The 17,765-nt window shown below is 63.3% G+C and carries 15 protein-coding genes and 1 tRNA gene; 5 read left to right on the top strand and 11 right to left on the bottom strand.

The annotated features are described in order from the left end of the window. Positions 1-46: 46 nt before the first annotated feature. From M0D65_RS27335 to M0D65_RS27310, 6 genes are all read right to left on the bottom strand, one after another. Positions 47-1,387, bottom strand: coding sequence for a DUF3999 domain-containing protein (locus M0D65_RS27335; RefSeq protein WP_266255365.1), 1,341 nt, complete (start codon positions 1,385-1,387; stop codon positions 47-49). Further along, on the bottom strand, positions 1,384-4,761 hold the full coding sequence (locus M0D65_RS27330) for a DUF2339 domain-containing protein (protein ID WP_266255364.1): 3,378 nt from the start codon (positions 4,759-4,761) through the stop codon (positions 1,384-1,386). The genes M0D65_RS27335 and M0D65_RS27330 overlap by 4 nt, the downstream gene beginning before the upstream one ends. Before the next feature lie 260 nt (positions 4,762-5,021). Beyond that, entirely contained in the window at positions 5,022-6,008 is a 987-nt protein-coding gene (locus M0D65_RS27325) for a 2-dehydropantoate 2-reductase (protein WP_266255363.1), read from the bottom strand. A 7-nt stretch (positions 6,009-6,015) separates the two neighbouring features. Beyond that, a complete protein-coding gene (locus tag M0D65_RS27320) occupies positions 6,016-6,804 on the bottom strand; it encodes a class II aldolase/adducin family protein (protein ID WP_266255362.1) in 789 nt (262 codons plus the stop codon). 627 nt (positions 6,805-7,431) lie between these two features. Continuing rightward, positions 7,432-7,695: a DUF4148 domain-containing protein gene (locus tag M0D65_RS27315; RefSeq protein WP_266255361.1), complete on the bottom strand. Its 264-nt coding sequence runs from the start codon at positions 7,693-7,695 to the stop codon at positions 7,432-7,434. A 276-nt stretch (positions 7,696-7,971) separates the two neighbouring features. Beyond that, positions 7,972-8,058: transfer RNA gene (locus tag M0D65_RS27310), tRNA-Leu, on the bottom strand. 275 nt (positions 8,059-8,333) lie between these two features. Between M0D65_RS27310 and M0D65_RS27305 the strand changes: the two genes are divergently transcribed. Further along, positions 8,334-9,158: a squalene/phytoene synthase family protein gene (locus M0D65_RS27305; RefSeq protein WP_266255360.1), complete on the top strand. Its 825-nt coding sequence runs from the start codon at positions 8,334-8,336 to the stop codon at positions 9,156-9,158. A 67-nt stretch (positions 9,159-9,225) separates the two neighbouring features. Here the strand turns inward: M0D65_RS27305 and M0D65_RS27300 are convergent, their stop codons facing one another. The 3 genes from M0D65_RS27300 to M0D65_RS27290 form a co-directional block, all read right to left on the bottom strand. Beyond that, positions 9,226-10,473 carry a DUF1501 domain-containing protein gene (locus M0D65_RS27300; protein WP_266255359.1) on the bottom strand — a complete coding sequence of 416 codons (1,248 nt, stop codon included), beginning with the start codon at positions 10,471-10,473 and terminating at the stop codon, positions 9,226-9,228. A gap of 26 nt (positions 10,474-10,499) precedes the next feature. Beyond that, positions 10,500-12,083 carry a DUF1800 family protein gene (locus M0D65_RS27295; RefSeq protein ID WP_266255358.1) on the bottom strand — a complete coding sequence of 528 codons (1,584 nt, stop codon included), beginning with the start codon at positions 12,081-12,083 and terminating at the stop codon, positions 10,500-10,502. Between the two features lie 177 nt (positions 12,084-12,260). Continuing rightward, the gene (locus tag M0D65_RS27290) at positions 12,261-12,590 is read right to left on the bottom strand and encodes a hypothetical protein (protein ID WP_091016886.1); all 330 of its coding nucleotides are present in this window, start codon (positions 12,588-12,590) and stop codon (positions 12,261-12,263) included. Positions 12,591-12,828: 238 nt separating this feature from the next. Here M0D65_RS27290 and ompR point away from each other — a divergent pair, with 238 nt between their 5' ends. The 4 genes from ompR (at position 12,829) to M0D65_RS27270 (ending at position 16,326) form a co-directional block, all read left to right on the top strand. Continuing rightward, positions 12,829-13,554 (top strand): two-component system response regulator OmpR, encoded by a 726-nt coding sequence (gene ompR / locus M0D65_RS27285; protein WP_091016883.1) that lies wholly within the window; start codon positions 12,829-12,831, stop codon positions 13,552-13,554. Positions 13,555-13,600: 46 nt separating this feature from the next. Then, on the top strand, positions 13,601-14,980 hold the full coding sequence (locus tag M0D65_RS27280; RefSeq protein WP_091016548.1) for an ATP-binding protein: 1,380 nt from the start codon (positions 13,601-13,603) through the stop codon (positions 14,978-14,980). A gap of 197 nt (positions 14,981-15,177) precedes the next feature. Next, on the top strand, positions 15,178-15,726 hold the full coding sequence (locus tag M0D65_RS27275) for a peroxiredoxin (RefSeq protein ID WP_091016546.1): 549 nt from the start codon (positions 15,178-15,180) through the stop codon (positions 15,724-15,726). 75 nt (positions 15,727-15,801) lie between these two features. After that, positions 15,802-16,326 carry a carboxymuconolactone decarboxylase family protein gene (locus M0D65_RS27270; RefSeq protein WP_091016544.1) on the top strand — a complete coding sequence of 175 codons (525 nt, stop codon included), beginning with the start codon at positions 15,802-15,804 and terminating at the stop codon, positions 16,324-16,326. Positions 16,327-16,456: 130 nt separating this feature from the next. Here the strand turns inward: M0D65_RS27270 and ispF are convergent, their stop codons facing one another. Next, the gene (gene ispF / locus M0D65_RS27265; RefSeq protein ID WP_091016542.1) at positions 16,457-16,936 is read right to left on the bottom strand and encodes a 2-C-methyl-D-erythritol 2,4-cyclodiphosphate synthase; all 480 of its coding nucleotides are present in this window, start codon (positions 16,934-16,936) and stop codon (positions 16,457-16,459) included. Positions 16,937-16,996: 60 nt separating this feature from the next. Then, positions 16,997-17,707, bottom strand: a complete 711-nt coding sequence (gene ispD / locus M0D65_RS27260) for a 2-C-methyl-D-erythritol 4-phosphate cytidylyltransferase (protein ID WP_266255357.1) — start codon at positions 17,705-17,707, stop codon at positions 16,997-16,999. Positions 17,708-17,765: the final 58 nt, after the last annotated feature.

Below are 17,765 nucleotides of genomic sequence, written 5' to 3'. Positions count from 1 at the left end.
CGGCGCTCGCTTCGCTTCTTACCCTTCGCTTGTTAGCGCTCGCCTGTCATCCGCGGCTCGCTCCGCGAGCCAGCCGCCAGGCCATCGCGCCGAGCGACCCGACTGCCAGGATCAGCGCCGCCCACAGCACGTAACGACGCTTTGCGTCGCGGTCTGCGGCAGGCGGCGCGGGTGCGTCCTGCGGTAACGCCGGCAGCGCGGCGCCGACCCGTGCGGATGCCGTGCTGGACGACTCGTCGATCACGATGTCTTCGCGCTTCGCGGCCACCGAAGTCAGCGCGCCATTACCCACACCCAGTGTGAACGGCGCTTCACCGCGTGCGACGAACGTCAGCACCGCGGGTCGCCAGCCCACGGCGACGGTCAACGCACCGGCGCCTAGGCCGCCGTTACGCATATCGACCGATACACGCCATTCGCGGTCCGAATCCGGTTCTACCTCGAGCGGCGGATTCACCTGTTCGCCGCTCGCACCGTGCAAGCGATACAGCGTCGCCTGCGTGAGCTCGCGCCACGGCGTCTGCGCGTCGGGCCGCGAGTAGATCGACACGCGGGCAATCGTATTCGGTTGCGGCAGATTCAAACGCAGACGGTCTACCGGGTACGCACCGCCGGTGTCGAAAAGATATTCGCCCGCGGCAGTCCCAGGCGTCGCCGCCACCCCTTCGCGCCATTGCCGCGGCGCGCTTGCGTTCGCCGTTGCCGCCGTGTCGCCCGGCTGCACTTCGACGTCGATCGACGCAATCTGCGGCGCGCGATCGAGCCAGTGCAGACGGACATAGCGCACCCGCAAACCATCGAGCGCGATCCGCTCCTGGGTCAGCGTGTCGCCGCCATGGCCGACCTTGAGCAACTGCGCATCGGGCAACGCCTGCCAGTCGCGCAAATTGGCGCTGGCGTCGACACTCACGCGCCCCTGATAACTGTCGTTGCCCAGATGAACCTGCAACGCATCGGCACTGCCGTCGAGCCGGCCGAGATCGATCAGATCGGCCTGCGTGCCCGCGGCTGCGCCGGCGGCTTTCGCCGCAGGCGCAGCGCGTAGCGAGCCGTCCGACGCGATCGTCACGCCGAGCGCAGCCGACGGTGCTGCCGCATCAGGCGTCGGCAGCGCGAACCATTTCACTGCACGCAGCGTCGGCGCGGGCGCGGCCGCACGACGCCCATCGAGCGAATACGGCACCGGCTCCCCTGCACCGTTGAACACCCGCACGTCGCCGAGATCGGTGCGCTGGCTCGCCGCGTAGACGGTATCGGGCAACGTCAGCGTGTAGTACGCCGCGTTACCGCCGAGGTCGAGCGCGAACCGCTGGGCGAAATGATCCGTGTCCGCAGCCGCCCATGAGGACAGCGCACCCAGCATCAACGTGGCAACAAAACGCTTCATTGACTGCCTTCTCCGATTTCTCCGCTCTCCGCCCGCACCGCGCGTTTAGGCGGCAGCGGCGAAAAATAGCCGATCAGCAACAGCATCACACCGATGCCGATGAACGACACGATGCGCGCAATGCCCGTGACGTGCGACAGGTCGAACAGAAACAGCTTGACCACAGTCAGCGCCAGCAATCCCGCACCGACGAACCACAGCGTACGCGTCGCGCTGCGCGTGGCCCAGATCATCGTCGCGAGCGCGCACACCGTCCAGAATACCGATACCGAAGCCTGCACGAGCGTCGACTGCGCCATCGCGTCGAACTCGTACGGGATGCCGGTCCAGTGATGCAGCGTGCGCAGCAGCATCGTATTGAGCCACAGGAACGCGGTCGCACCGACAACAATCTGCAGCGGCAAACGATAGTTGCGCACCGGCACACCGAGCCGGTTCACGCGTACGAGCCACAGTGCGGCGAGCGCGTAGATCACGACCTGCACGAGATCGAGCGGATTGAGCAGCGGCAGGCGGCCCCAACTGCCGCCGTCCTGCGTGAGATTCGCGTAGAACGTCCAGAGCCACATCACGGCGACGAGCGGCGTCGAGGCGATCGCGCACAGCCGCACGATGCTGTCGCGCCGTGCGAGCCACAGGCCCGCAAACGCGAACGCACTCCAGCCGACGACAAACACCTGCTGGTAACCGAACGATTCGAATACCGCATCGACGTCGTACGCCGCGCCGAACCGATGATGCAGCGTGCGCAGCAGTACCGCGTTGAACCACAGGAACAGCGTAGCGAGCACCGCGTAGTCGAAAGCGCGTGGATGCCAGCGCACACCGAGTGCGGCAAGGCGCCGCAACCACACCGCGACGGCCATGAACGCCAGCAACTGCGCGACATCGAGCGGGTTCAGAATCGGCAGCCAGAAGAGCGGCGCGGCATTGCCGTCGCTCGTCACGCTGGCGATACTCCAGACCCACAGCAACGCGGCGAGCGGTGCCGAGCCCCATACCTGATACGCGAACGCAAACCGGGCGACCGGCCAGCGCACCCGCGGGCCCACACCGGACACCAGCAGGAGCAGCACGCCGAACCCGTACGCCCACGCACTCCAGCTCCACGCGCCTTCGGGCACGTAGCTGCTCAGACGCCAGTACCCTTCCAGCGCGAGCAGCACGCAGCAATTCCAGAACATCAGTGTATGGAGCGGCGCGAGAATCTTCTCGCCGACGGGGCGCTGCTCACGCCAGAGCAGCCAATACGCGCCCACCACGGCGGCGAGCCATACGCCCCCCCCGAAGGCCGCGAACGGCGCCTGGTTCAATGTGAACACACTGAAAACCAGCAGCGACAGCACGGGCGCCAACGCGAGCGCAGGCCATTCGGCAAGCGACCACTTGAGTCTTGCGCACGCCGCATGCGCAAGCCACGCAGTGAGTACCGCGAAGAGCACGAAAGCTTCAGTCGTGAGACGCACGTAGCTGCCCAGCGCGACCTGTTGCGGCATGTAGGCAACAATCTCGTTGACGCCCCCGCCGATCCACCACGCAAGCCCCCACGCCGAAGCCGCAAGACCGATCTGCGGCATCCAGTCGTGCCATGCGCGTGCTTCGGCGCGCCCGTGCAGCCACCATCCTGTGAACAGACCGCCCAGTGCGATCAGCAGCGTCGCGAGGTAGGCGCTGTTGAGAACAGGCAATCCGTGCGCCGGTGTATCGATCGCGAGCCCGGTGACGAACGCGCCGGCCGCGGCGATCTGCATCGCCATGCCGAAACCGAACGGCGCGAGACGCCGCTGACGTACGCCGAGCCACACGATCGCCGCGCCTTCGATCGCCCACGCCGCGCTCGTGGTCGGGCCGGAGAATGCGAGCGGTATCGCGAGCGTCGCGAAGATCACGGCGAGCGCGAGCATCGCTTCGAACAGCAGCTCGAGCCGGTCGCGCCGGCGCATCAACCATGCCGCGACAACCAGATAGAACGCGGCGAACCCCACCGCGCTCCATGCGAGACCAAACTCGACGTCCTTGAGCAACGCGGCCTGCAAACCCATGACGACGACCGGAGTACCGAACACGAGCGTCCCGTCGACGTAGTGCTTCAACGCAAGCTCGCGATGCACCGCGTAGAGCAACGCGATGCCCACGTACATCAGGAAGAACAGGATGAGGAACGGCTCGGTGCTCGCGAACAACCCGGGATGGTAGGCAGTCACGCCCCATGCCGTGCCGATCGAAAACGTGAAGACGAACCCGAGCAGGTTGAGCGGCCGCCACGCCTTGAACCACGCGATCGCAAAGATGCCCGCGTTCAGCAGCGCGTAGTAGCCGAACAGCAGCACGTGGCTGCCGCCGCCGCTCGCCAGCAATATCGGCGCGAGAAAGCCGCCTGCGCTGCCCATGAACGCAAGCGCGCGTGCATCCTGGCGGACCGCGAGGAACGCGCTCAACCCGCAGATCGCGACCATCAGTGGAAACGCCGCGCCGGCGGGCAACAGGTGATACAACTTCGTCGCGGCGAATACGGTCAGATACAGCACACCGACACCGCCGCCCTGCAGCACGAGCCCGTACGCGCCGCGACGATCGCCGACGCGCCAGCCCACAGCGAGCAACGCCGTCGCCGCGAGCGCCACACCGGCGAGACGAAACTCGATCGGCAGCATGTTGTTGTCGGCCGCGTACTTGAGCAGAAACGCGAGACCGAAAAACAGCACGATCATGCCGACGCGCACGACGGTATTGCCGCCGACCAGCCAGTCCCGGCCTGCCTTGAAAAGGCGTTCGACGAAGTCGGGTTCGCGCGGGACTGGTGGTTGCGGCGGTTGTGGCGGTTGCGGTGACTTGGATGGCTCAGCCGGTGCGGTGACGGGTTTCGCGACCGCCGGTTTATAGGTCTCTGCGGACGGCAATGCCGGCGTCGGTGCGACCGTAGTGCTGGCTGTCGGAAGCGACACCGCCGCAGGTTGCGCAGGCAACGCCGTCTCGCGTTCGGGCGGTGGCGCAGCGCCGGTTGTAGTTGCAGCGAAGGGTTGGGTATCCGGCGCTTGCGACACCGGCGCAACGTTGCTCGCGGCGGCAGCGTCCGGCTGTCCGCGCAGTTGCGCAAGCTCCCGTCTGAGTGTGGAAACCTCCCACTCGAGCCGCTCTACGCGCGCCTCCAGGGAAGCCGGGCGGGTCCAGTCGTCGGTTGCAGGTGGCGCTGTGGCCGGTTCCCGCTCTTGCCCCGTTGCCTGACTGGTGCGAGGTTTCCTGCTGGATAGCAGTGCGCCTGACGCTGCACCGACTATCGCACCGGCGATCCCGCAACCAAAGATCCACCAGTCGTTCACGAACCCCACCGCGACGCCGATCAAGAAGCCGATCACACCCAGAACCCAGATCATTCCCTCTCCCCTTTGCCGGCTACTTCTGTATGGGCCGGTCGATATGCCGGAGTCCGGTATAGCCACTCAGCCTTATTTTCGATTATCGCCGTCGATCTACCCCGTTAAGAACGAAGTTGCTCGCCGAATACTGAAATCAGGGATCCTTCGTGGCGAATTTTCAGCATGATCCTCCGATCTGATACAGCGGTACTTCACAAGTCATAAAAAAAGCCCGCTTTTTCGCGGGCTCGCATCTCAAACATCTCAAGCGTATCGCTTCACAGTCCGCTATTCGCCGCGCGCTGTCGTAGCAAACCCAGCACCGCGTCGCAAAACGGCGTCGGCACGTTCAAGCGGCGTCCGAGTTCGGGAAACACGCCCAGGATCGGGCCGATTTCCAGCGCGCGCCCCGCTTCGAAATCCTGCAGCATCGACGTGCGAAATGCGCCGAGTTCACGCGTAACCGCGACCCGCGCCGGCGCGCTCATGCCCGTCGACAACCCCAGTTGCGCACCGATCGCGTCGGCCTCCTCCATCATCCGCAGCACGAGCGCGTGCGTGTACGGATCGTCCAGCAGACGGTCCGCTGTCGAACCAGTGAGCGCGCTCAGCGGGTTCATGTTCATGTTGCCCCACAGCTTCGCCCAGATCTCGGTGCGGATGTCTTCGGATTCCTCGACGTCGAAGCCTCCCTCCCTGAGCGATGCAGACAATGACCGGGTGCGCTCAGCCAGTTCCGCACGAGCAGCACCGACGATCAACCGGTTGCCGCGCCCGCGACGTACGACGCCAGGCGCATCGGTGGATGAAGACAGATGCACGACGCAGCCCACCGACTGCGCAGACGGCAATGCCGCCGAGACCACACCGGCCGGATCGACCGCTTCGATGTGCTCGCCGGCGAGCGCGCCCGTCGCCCCATTGAGAAACCACCAGGGCAAGCCGTTCATCGCAGCGACGATCACCGTATGCGGTCCCACGAGTGGGCGCAGGCTCCCCGCGATTGCCGGCAGCACCTGCGCTTTCAGCGCCACGACGACGAAGTCCTGGACACCGAGCGCAGCGGCATCGTCGCTTGCCGCAACCGCCGCCGTCGACTCACTGGTCCCGTCAAGAACACGGATACCTTTCGCCCGGATTGCGTCGAGCGTCTTGCCGCGCGCGAGCACACTCACCGTGTGTCCGGCACGTGCAAGCGCGGCGGCGATCAGGCTGCCTATCGCGCCGGCGCCGACAATGGCCGTGCGAGGGGAATGCTGATTCATACGTGCCTCAATCGCGATAGGAAGGATCGATCCGGTCGACCTGCCGCAGCAGCGCGTCCAGCACATCACGGCCTGCGCCGTGACGCGGATCGAACTGCAGCGAGTCTCGTGTGCAACGTGCAGCGACGTCGTCCGGAATGCGACGGGCCGGCCCGAGCGCCGCCGTTGCAAGCTGGATTTCGCAGGCGCGGTTGAGCGTCCAGAGTCGTGCGAACGCCTGGGCGATCGTCGTGCCGAGCGCCAGCAAACCGTGATTGCGTAGAACCAGCAGGGATTTGTCACCGAGGTCGGCAAGCAACCGCGGACCTTCGTCGGCGCGAATCGTAATGCCTTCGAAGTCGTGATACGCCACCATGCCGTCCAGTTGCGCGGAATAGAAGTTCGAGTTCTCGAGCCCGGCCTGCGAGCACGCAACGGCGAGGCCCGCTGTCGTATGCGTATGCATCACACAATGCGCGTCGGGCCGCGCACGATGGATCGCCGCATGCACGACGAAGCCCGCCGGGTTCACCGGATAAGCCGATTCGCCAATCACGCGACCATCCAGATCGATCTTGACGAGATTCGACGCGGTGACTTCGGTGTAATGCAAGCCGAACGGATTGATCAGAAAGTGCGTCTGCGGACCGGGCACACGCAGCGTGATGTGGTTGTAGATCAGTTCGCTCCAGCCGAGCATCGCAAAGATGCGATAGGTGCCGGCCAGCTGAATACGCAATGCGCTCTCGGCTTGCGCTGCGTCCGCGGCATCTGATGGCGCGGCAGTCTCGGAATGAGGGGTGTCGACTGCTTGCACGGCACTCTCCTGGTTCTTGGTGGCAGGCGTCGGATAGCCGCCTTCGCCATTCTACCCAATCGGCCAATCTCGTTGTGCGCGCAACGAGATTGGAGGATCGTCGGCGCCGTCGTGCAAAGGCACGATCGCCGGACAGCAACAGCAAATAACCGCTCGACGCCGCAAAAAAAAGAAAGCCCGCATAAGCGGGCTCGATGTGCGTCGAGGTGCGTTTTCGCTTCTCTCGGACGCATGGTTCAGCAGTCTGGGCGGAACGGCTTTGCGCTTCTTTTATTCCTGATGCCCGTAGCCCTCGGAAGGCAGTAGGAGATTGCATCGCAAGCAATTTCACAGCAACGGGTATAAATACGGACGTCTTTTCATGTTGCATCGAAACAACGGTAAAAATGGGCAATGCGTAGACAAAATGTCCTTGTACCGGGCTTCGAGACGACATCATCGGCGAAAGCTGGAAATTTCCTTGCTACGCCACATTGTTGGAATTTCGCATGCGATGACCGGATCTACGAACAATTCGCGACGGCGCACGGGACACGAGATCCCAGTAAACGACGAGCCCGCGCCTCCAGAGAAGCGCGGGCCCGCTAACCACCGGGCGCGGCAAGCCGCCACGCCCTGCTACGTCATTTACTGACCAGCTTGCGAAGAACCGCTCGTCGACGGGCCGTAACCGCTTGCTTTGCTCGCGTCCTCAGCGGCAACGCGCGCTTCGGCAGCCTGAATGTTGGCCGGATAGTTCATCCAGTCGTGCGGGTTGTAGCCGGCCTTCTCCAGGCGAGCGAGGTCCGCGCGGACTTCGGCGCGGGTCAGCGGCTGATTGGACTGCGCGAAGGCGGCGAGGGGCACAGTGATCAGGACAGCGATGGCAATTGCTTCAAACAGAGACTTCATGGTTGATACCTCCGAAGATCGTTTTGTATGGCGTCGCACGCGTACGGGTGCGAGTCGATGCAAGCATTCTACGGAAATACCCTTATAGGGTAAATACCTAAATCGGAAATCACTATTGCTTAAAGTGATGTCAATCGAGATCCAGATTGCTCAAAAATGGCGCTGATGGATGTGCGCTGCGCCTGATCGCAGAATGGGCGGCTCAAATACAAAACCCCGCAAGTCCAAGACTGGCGGGGTTCTGGGGAGCGTCCATGTGAAGCTCGGGAAAAATACTGGTGCGAGGAGGGGGACTCGAACCCCCACACTCTTGCGAGCGTCAGGACCTAAACCTGGTGCGTCTACCAATTTCGCCATCCTCGCAGCCGGACGATACGCATAACGTTTTCCGCTCGCGCATCACCCGATGTCTGCCTCGCCAGCGGCTGCGCGCCCTTGTAAGAAGCGGCACCCGAAAGCGTAAGCGCGAGATTCTAACTGATCGTCATCCGCTTGTCTGCATTTGCCCATGCGGGGCGGTGCTACAATTTCGCGCTCGTTGAGGCCCACCGCACCTGACGGCCCGAGCCTGGCAACCCGGGCCCAGCGACAGCCCCACACGCTTTCCATCCCGTCCGTTTCCCCACACGCCCCATCAAGTGAATTTCGACGACTATTGCCAGCAGAAGGCAGCCCCGCCCGGATCGAGCACCTACTACGCGCTCCGTCGCGCTTCCGCCGCACGCCAGCCGCTGTTGACCGCCCTCTTCGCGTTGCGTCGGGAGTTCGAGGAGACGGTCAAAGAGACCAGCGATCCGACCATCGGCCGCACGCGGCTCGCCTGGTGGCAAAAGGAACTGGCGGCGCTGGCCGCAGGTACGCCGTCGCATCCGGTGTCGAAAGCGCTGGCGGCCCATCTCGGCGATGTATCCGAAGAAGCCCCGGCGCTCGAAGCGCTGCTAGGCGGCTTCGAAATGGACCTGGACCAGGCGCGCTACCTCGACTATCCGAACCTGCGGCGCTATTTAGAAAGCGTCGGCGGCACGTTTGCGTCGATGGTCGCCCGCGCTGGTGCCGTCGATCGCGCACAGGCGTCGAGCTGGGCCGCACCGCTCGGCAACGCGCTGATGCTCGCGCAGATCGTCGCCGAACTGGGCAACGATGCGCGGCACGGTCGCATCTATATTCCCATCGACGAAATGCAACGCTTCAACGTAACCGCCGCCGATGTCATCAACCGGCGCTACAGCGATGCGTTCACCGAGCTGATGCGCTTTCAGACCGACCGTGCACGCAACGCGCTGCGCGAGGCGCTCACGAACCTGCCCGCTCAGGAGCGCCGCGCACAGCGCACGTTGCGTGCACTGGTTGCGCTGGCGCTGGCGTTGCTCGATGAGATCGAGCGCGACGGCTACCAGGTGCTGCATCAACGCATTGCCCTTACGCCGATCCGCAAGCTGTGGATTGCGTGGCGCGCCACGTGACGACTACGCGTCGCGCCGCATCGCATGCAACGGATTCATCGAACGCAGCTGCAAGCAACACGTCACATCACGCGCGCAGCAGCGGCAAGGTTTCGAACCGCTGCTGAAGAATCGACGTCGCATCGAGTCCCCACCACGGCCCCAGCACGGTCGCATACAGCTGCTGGAAATCGACGCCGACTGGCAAGTTGCCGTTGCCGTCGAGCCGCGCCAACACCGGCGGCACACCATATAGACCACCCCGCACCCGTCCACCCGTCACGAAATGCGGCGCAACAGTACCGTGATCGGTTCCGTTGCTCTGATTCTCACGCGGTCGCCGGCCGAACTCGGCATAGGTCATGACGAGCGTGTTGTTCCATCGACCGAGTTCGGTGAGCGCATCCTTCATTGCCACGAGACCGTCGGCCAGTTGCTTCAACAACGCCGCCTGCTGGCCGGGCTGATTCTGATGGGTATCGAAACCGTTCAGCGTCAGGCGAATCACTGCGACACCCTGCCCTGCAACCGGCATCCCCTGCGGCGTACCGCTTGCCGCGAGCACCTGCATCGCCGTCTTCACCGATGTGCCGAATGCGCCGTTCGGAAAATGCGTCGTGAGCGCGTATTGACCGGCACGAGGCCGCAAGCGATCGGCGGCCTTCACGATGTCGTTCTCCACATCGAGGATATGAGCGAGCTCGGGGTTACGCTCGTGCAGCGACACCGGCGTGACGAGCCGCGACGCGCGCACGAACTGCGCCGGGTTCACGAGCGCGATAGCCTGCGCGCCGTTGGCGAGCGGCCCCATCTCCGCACTACCGATCACGACACCGTCGGCTGCAAACCCCGCGGGCACCGGACGCTGCGCAAACGCGCGCGTGAGCCATCCTTCGCGCAGATACTGATCGGAGCGCGACGCGGTGTCCCATATCTCGATCGAACGGAAATGCGAGAGGTTCGGTTGCGTATAGCTGACGCCCTGCACGATCGCCAGCTGGTGGTTTTGCCAGAGCGGCATCAACGGCTGTAGCGCGGGATGCAGCGCGGTGCGCTCATCGAGCTGGATCAGTTGCTCGCGTTTCACACCGATGTTCTTGCGCAGCGCGTAATACGTCGGATCGGCGTAAGGCACGACCGTGTTCAGGCCATCGTTGCCGCCCTTCAGTTCGACGAGAATCAGCAGGTTCGTGTAGCCATGCGCCGTTGATGTCGATATCGATGCCGATGTTCCACCGAAAACACCGGACGCCGCTCCCTGCGCTGCGAATACGCGCGGCAACCACAGCGACGTGCCAGCGGCCGCGGTCATCGAGAGAAAGTTGCGTCGTTTCATGCTGCACCTCATCCGTAATCGCCGTTCTACTTCAACTGATACGCCGGGTCCATCAGCAGTGCCTCGAGATAGGCGCTTGCCGTCGAATCGGTTTCGATTGCATCGACCGGCGCTATCGGCAGCACCGCGTGCTGCAGTTGCAGTTCGGTCGACAAGCCCGCCTTGGCGGCCGGCGCAGTGTTGTAGCGCGCGAGCCAGCCGTCGATATCGAAGCGTACGCCACCCTCACCGGTACGCGCGGCTACGCGCTGAAGCGGCGCACTCGCCTGCATGCCGGCATTTGCACCTTTGGCTCCCGGATGCGGCCGTGCCGCTTCGGTCGCGCGAAACAGCTGCTCGACGAACTGTTTGCGCGCGAGCAGCGTCGTGCTGTTGATCCACGTTTCGCCGCCAGGCCAACCCTTGACGTTCGGCGGATAAAACAGGTTCTCGCCGAAATTGCGGATCGCGCCGGCAAACGGCGCCGTCGTGTCATAGCCGATATCGAACGCGCGCAAGGTGCCGACGACAAACTCCGCCGGCGATTTCACGAGCACGCCGCGATTGCTGTCATCCCAGAACGCGTCGGACAGAAAGAGTCCACGCAGCGCGACCTTGATGTCGTAATGACTCGCGCGAAAGCGTTCGGCGATCGGTGCGATGACGGCGGGCTCAGGCGTATCGGAGATGAACTCGCGCCACAGTTTCGTCGTGACGAAGGTCGCCGTCTCCGGACGCGCGAGCAGAATGTCGAGCACCTGATCGCCGTCGAACGGACCGCTCTGCCCGAGCACGGTCTTGATGCCATCGTCGTGCAAGGGGGCGCGCCACACATACGCCTGCGTATCGGGGTCGAGCGTCCAGCCGGTATAGGCACGCGCCGCTTCCGATACGTCCCGCTGCGAGTAATGCCCTTCACCGAGCGTGAACAGCTCCATCACTTCGCGGGCGAAGTTCTCGTTGGGCTTGCCCTTGCGGCTACCGGCTCCGTCGAGATACAGCAGCATCGCCGGATCTTTGGCGACGCCATGCAGCATGTCGCCGAAATTGCCGAGCGCGTCCTGTCGCAGCAACATGTTCTGGCGCGCCATCATCTGTGGATATCCGACCTTGTCCTGCCCCGACGTGAAGTGGTCGTGCCAGAAGAGTGTCATGCGCTCGGTCAGCGGCGACGGCGTCGTCACCATTTCGCGCACCCACCATGCGCGTAACTCGTCGTAACGCTGCCCGCGCACGCGTTGCTCGTCGCGTCGCTGGTCGGGTGTCCATGCATTGCGTTCGGCGCGTGTCGGAATCGGTTCGGCGACCCACGCGAGTGGCGGCGTCACGGACTCGGTGCGGGTCGACGCGAGCACACGGTCGATCGCCTGTTCACGGGTCAGCCCGACGTACTGCACGACCTCCGCGCTATCGGGTGCAAAGCCGACACGCGTCAGAAAAAAACGTGCATCGTCGGCATCGAGCAGCGCTTCGTCTGCGGTGGGAGTCTTTGCAGTGGCAGTTGTACTTGCGCGGTGTTTGGGTCGCAGCGGATGAAGCGCGTCCTGCTGCGCGGCGAGCACCGCGACACTCGAGGCTGCGACCAGCACAGCAGCCGAAAGATATCGAGCGAGCCTGGGAAAGGAGTTCATCGTCCGGGTTCCATCCACGTTGTCGGGCACCGCGAGCCTGAGACGACAGCGCAGGCGTCTCCTGCGATTCAACGAAGCTTCGAGGACACACGTTGACGGATGAATTGCAACCGAAACTTTCACGCGACCGTGACGCCTCGAAGTACCAGGATGCTGAGCGTGCACCAACGAAAAAACCTAGCGCTTGTACAACTCACGCACGGCGTCTTCAATATGCTGGCGCAACAGTCGTCTTTCTTCGGGCGTCATATGGCCGTCGCGGCGACGCTGGTCGAGATCGGGGGGAACGGCAGGACGCATCGGTTCTTCGGGCGCGGCATGCTCGGGGTTGCGCGGCTGCCTCGGAGGTTTGAAACCGCTGAAGCGCGGCGGCTTGTGTGGGTTCGCGGGGTTGTCGGCAGGAGGCTGGGCGCGAGCGGGTTGCGGGCCAAGGGTGCCTGCGAGCGTACCGGCCACAGCCAGCGCGATCATGCTTAGCCGAACGTTCGGCCAAACCCCTCCCTTCATCTTGTTCCCTTCGTCGCGCGGCAACCGGCTACCTCAAAAGCGTATGCAGACCCCGCTGCAAAGCCGGGTGCGAGAGTTTTAACCGGCTGAAGTATCCACCGAACTACCGCATTCAGTAAAGGAGTCTACGCGTGACCGCTTTACGTCGTGCCACCATGCGGGTAAATTTTGTAACTGACTGTAACCCCCGAATTGCTGCAATCGCGCACCCCTTTCTAATCGCGCTAAGATGCCGACCATGGAAACCAAAAACCCTTCGAAAATCCTCGTCGTCGATGACGATCCGCGTCTGCGCGACCTGCTGCGCCGCTATCTCGGCGAACAAGGCTTCAACGTCTACGTCGCCGAAAACGCTCCGTCAATGAACAAGCTGTGGGTACGAGAGCGTTTCGATCTGCTCGTGCTCGACCTGATGCTGCCAGGCGAAGACGGTCTTTCCATCTGCCGCCGTCTGCGTGGCAGCAACGACCGCACACCGATCATCATGTTGACCGCGAAGGGTGAAGACGTCGATCGCATCGTCGGTCTCGAGATGGGTGCCGACGATTATCTGCCGAAGCCCTTCAACCCGCGCGAACTCGTCGCGCGCATTCATGCGGTGCTGCGCCGCCAGTCGCCTTCCGAGTTGCCGGGTGCGCCGTCCGAAACCACCGAGGTCTTCGAGTTCGGCGACTTCGCGCTCAATCTCGCGACACGCACGCTCACCAAGGCTGGCCAGGAGATTCCGCTCACCACCGGCGAATTCTCGGTGCTGAAGGTATTTGCCCGCCATCCGCGGGCGCCGCTCTCGCGTGAGAAGCTGATGGAGCTCGCACGCGGTCGCGAATACGAAGTGTTCGACCGCAGTCTCGACGTGCAGATTTCGCGTCTGCGCAAACTGATCGAACCCGATCCAGGCAGCCCTCGTTTCATTCAGACCGTCTGGGGTCTTGGATACGTGTTCATTCCTGATGGTGCGGCCTGAGTTTGATTCTTGAGGTTGATCCCGCTTCTCTCGACATGAAGGGCCCATGCGGACTGACCGGCGCCTCCTGACGCTTGCGTTCGGCGGCCTTTTCTGGCGGACCTTCCTGCTGATCGCGCTGCTGATCGCCGTGAGCCTGGCTGCGTGGTTCCAGAGCTTCCGGGTGATCGAGCGCGAACCGCGCGCGCAGCGCGTCGCGTTGCAGCTCGTCGCGATCGTGAAGCTCACGCGCACGGCACTGCTCTATTCCGATCCCGACTTGCGGCGCGCGCTGCTGCAGGATCTCGAGAGCAATGAAGGCGTACGCGTGTACCCGCGCGAGACCACCGACAAATACCGCCTGCAGCCGGACGAATCACTGAACCGGTTGATCGAACACGACATCCGCGGCCGGCTCGGCGACGACACGGTGATCGCGCAATCGGTCAATGACATTCCCGGTGTGTGGATCAGCTTCAAGATCGACGACGACGACTATTGGGTCGCGCTCGATCGCGATCAACTCGATAACGCAACCGGGCTGCAGTGGGCAGGCTGGGGGGTCTTTGCGCTCACGCTGTCGCTATTCGGCGCTGCATTTATCACGAGCCTCGTGAACCGTCCGTTCGCGCGACTCGCGCTGGCGGCGCGCAAGGTCGGCTCGGGGCAGTCGCCCGAGCCGCTGCCCGAGCGCGGCATGGGCGTCGCCGCCGAAACCAATCGCAGCTTCAACCAGATGGTGCAGGACCTCGATCAGCTCGAGGCCGATCGCGCGTTGATGCTGGCCGGTATCTCGCACGATCTGCGCACACCGCTCGCGCGACTGCGGCTCGAAACCGAAATGAGTCCATCCGATCAGACCACCAAAGATGCGATGGTCGACGACATCGAGCAGATGGACATGATCATCGGCCGCTTCCTCGACTACGCGCGCCCGGTGCAACGCATGCCGGAACCCGTCGATCTGTCGGTGATCGCTGGAGAACTCGCCGCGCGGCTCTCGAATGAAGACGGCATGCGCCTGATCACCCGGCTCGCGCCTACGGCGATGATTGAAGCCGACGAGACCGATATGCGCCGCGTGGTCGGCAACCTGATCGAAAACGCGCGCAAGTATGGTTTAAGCGAAGCCGACGGCATTCCGCACGTGATTCTCGAAACGCGGGTGTCGCATGCGCGCGTGGAACTGTCGGTGGTCGACGAAGGCCCCGGCATTCCGGAAGATCAGCTCGCGCTCGTTACGCGGCCGTTCTACCGCGTCAATTCGGCGCGCACCCAGGCAAACGGCACCGGCCTCGGGATGGCCATCGTGCAGCGGCTCGTCAGCCGTTATCGCGGCACGCTGCGCCTGCGTAACCGCACGCCAGGACCCGGGCTCGAAGTGACGATCGAGTTTCCTGCGGTCAAGAGCCAGACGTCTTCGAACAAACCGCAAGAATCCCGCTGACACTCCCCGCAAACCGCTGTGCCAACGCGGGCTATCGCCGCGGTGAAGAAAATCTATCCGCCACGTTAGTTAAAAACTATTGAATAGATTGCTTAATAGAGTTATAGTCGAGGCCATGTAACGCCTTCGTTACAGCACGCAGGTAGCTTGATCAGCTGTATCTCAACCCATTTGCAACCTCTCACAGGAGCATCCGCATGAAAACTGTCGGCGATAAACTCGAAGCTTTCACCGTCACTGCTGCGAAGCCGGGCTTCAACCATCATGAAGAGAACGGCGTGTCGGCGTTCGAAGAAATCACCGAACAATCGTTCCCGGGCAAGTGGAAGATCATCTATTTCTACCCGAAGGACTTCACCTTCGTGTGCCCGACGGAAATCGTCGAATTCGGCAAGCTTGCCAAGCATTTCGAAGAGCGCGATGCCGTATTGCTCGGCGGCAGCTCGGATAACGAGTTCGTGAAGCTGGCATGGCGTCGTGAACACAAGGATCTGGACAAGCTGAACCACTACGCGTTCGGCGACGTCAAGGGCGAGCTGATCGACCAGCTCGGCGTGCGCGATCGCGAAGCCGGCGTCGCACTGCGTGCAACGTTCATCGTTGACCCGGACAACACGATCCAGCACGTGTCGGTGAACAACCTGAACGTCGGCCGTAACCCGGACGAAGTGCTGCGTATTCTCGACGGTCTGCAAACGGACGAACTGTGCCCGTGCAACCGTTCGGTCGGTGGCGCAACGCTGTAAGCGTGGTGCTCCCGAGGCCCGCATGCTTGAAAGAGCCGGCGGGCTTTTTTTGCGACAGATTGATAGGAGAAGTTAATGGAATTCTTGAACGCGATTAAGGAACTCATCCCCGACTACGCGAAGGACATTCGCCTGAATATCGACGGCACGATTGGCCGTTCGTCGCTGGAAGGCAGCGATGCAGTCGGCGTTGCGCTGGCCGCTGCGTTCGCGGCGAAGAGCAAGACGCTGATCGATGCGATCCGCAACGCGGGCGTGCTGTCGCCGGAAGAAACCCATGCCGCGCTGACTGCAGCCGCGCTGATGGGCATGAACAACGTGTGGTACCCGTACGTCGAGATGACCGGCAACGCCGACCTGAAGTCGCAACCGGCTGGTCTACGGATGAACGCCTACGCGTCGCACGGCGGCGTCGACAAGCGGCGCTTCGAGATGTATGCGCTGGCCGCGTCGATCATCGGCAAGTGCCACTTCTGCGTGAAGTCGCACTTCGATACGCTGCTCGCTGAAGGGATGAGTTCGACCCAGGTGCGCGACGTCGGTCGCATCGCGGCGGTGGTTAACGCGGCGGCTCAGGTTATTGAGGCTGAAGGGAAATAAACCGCTGGCGGTCGCCGTTACGGCTCTGCGGGACCTCTGCAGCACTTCATTTTGCAAGCCCTGCTTTCGTTCGAAAGCGGGGCTTTGTCTTATGCGCTGCGTGCGACGTGCTCAATGCCCTTCATTCCGCTCACACGCGATTCAACAACACCGCAGCCTGCGCTTCAATCCCCTCGCCTCGCCCGAGGTAACCGAGCTTCTCATTGGTCTTCGCCTTCACGTTGACTCGATCGAGCGGCAACGCAAGATCTTCGGCGATATTCGCGCGCATCGCATCGATGTGCGGCGCGAGCTTCGGCGCCTGCGCAATCACCGTGCTGTCCACGTTGACGATCGAGAAGCCTGCTTTCACGACCCGTGCCACGCATTCGCGCAGCAGTACACGGCTGTTGGCGCCGAAAAACTGCTTGTCGGTGTCAGGAAAATGACGCCCGATGTCGCCGAGCGCGGCAGCGCCGAACAGCGCATCGGTGATCGCATGCAGCAGCACATCGGCATCCGAATGGCCGAGCAGCCCGCGGTCGTAAGGCACCGTCACACCGCCGATAATCAACGGCCGCCCCGGTACCAGCGCGTGCACGTCGTAGCCTTGTCCGATCCTGAAGTCCATATACCTTGAATCCGTCTGTTGATGATGAATGTGCTGTGTATTGGTCTATGACGCGCCGGTCTACGACGCCGCCGGCCGGCTCAGAATCGCCTCGGCCAGATCGAAGTCTTCCGGCCACGTGACCTTGAAATTGCGCAGGCTACCCTGCACGAGCCGCGGCGCGTGGCCGAGCCATTCGATCGCGCTCGCTTCGTCGGTGAGATCGTGGCCGTCCTGCTGGGCCCGCAGAATCGCTTCGCGCAGCATGCCGATACGGAACATCTGCGGCGTCTGCGCCTGCCAGAGCCCATCGCGCGGTTCGGTGCGCGCAATCCGGCCGTCGCTGTCGGGTGCGATGCGCTTGAGCGTATCCGCGACCGGCAACGCAATGATTCCGCCCACCGGGTCGTCCTTCAGCGCACCGATCAGCGCGCGAATCAGCGCCGGCGTGATACCGGGCCGTGCGGCGTCGTGTACGAGCACCCAGTCGTCGTCGTGTGCGCCGAATTCGGTGAGCGCGTGCAGCCCGTTCAGCACGGTTGCCTGCCGCGACACGCCACCGCAGCGGCGTACCGCGAAGCGCAGCCCGGCGAAGCGGCGTGCGTCGAAGTGCGGGTCGTCGGGTGCGATCGCGACGAGCGTCTGCGCGAATTCGCTGCAGGCGTCGAACGCGGCGAGCGTGTAATGCAGCAGGTCGCGGCCGGCGACAGTGCGATATTGCTTGGGCATCGCGGAGCCGGAACGGCTGCCGGTGCCGGCGCACGGGATCAGGGCAAAGAGGCGTGAAGTCACGAAGGCGGACGCCGCGAAATGAAAGTGAAGGACGGATTTTATAATAGGTGGCTCGGGT

The sequence above is a fragment of the Paraburkholderia sp. CHISQ3 genome (assembly GCF_030464945.1).
Classification (GTDB): domain Bacteria; phylum Pseudomonadota; class Gammaproteobacteria; order Burkholderiales; family Burkholderiaceae; genus Paraburkholderia; species Paraburkholderia megapolitana.
Note: the sequence above shows the minus strand (reverse complement) of the source record. Positions and strands in the feature narration are given on the sequence as shown.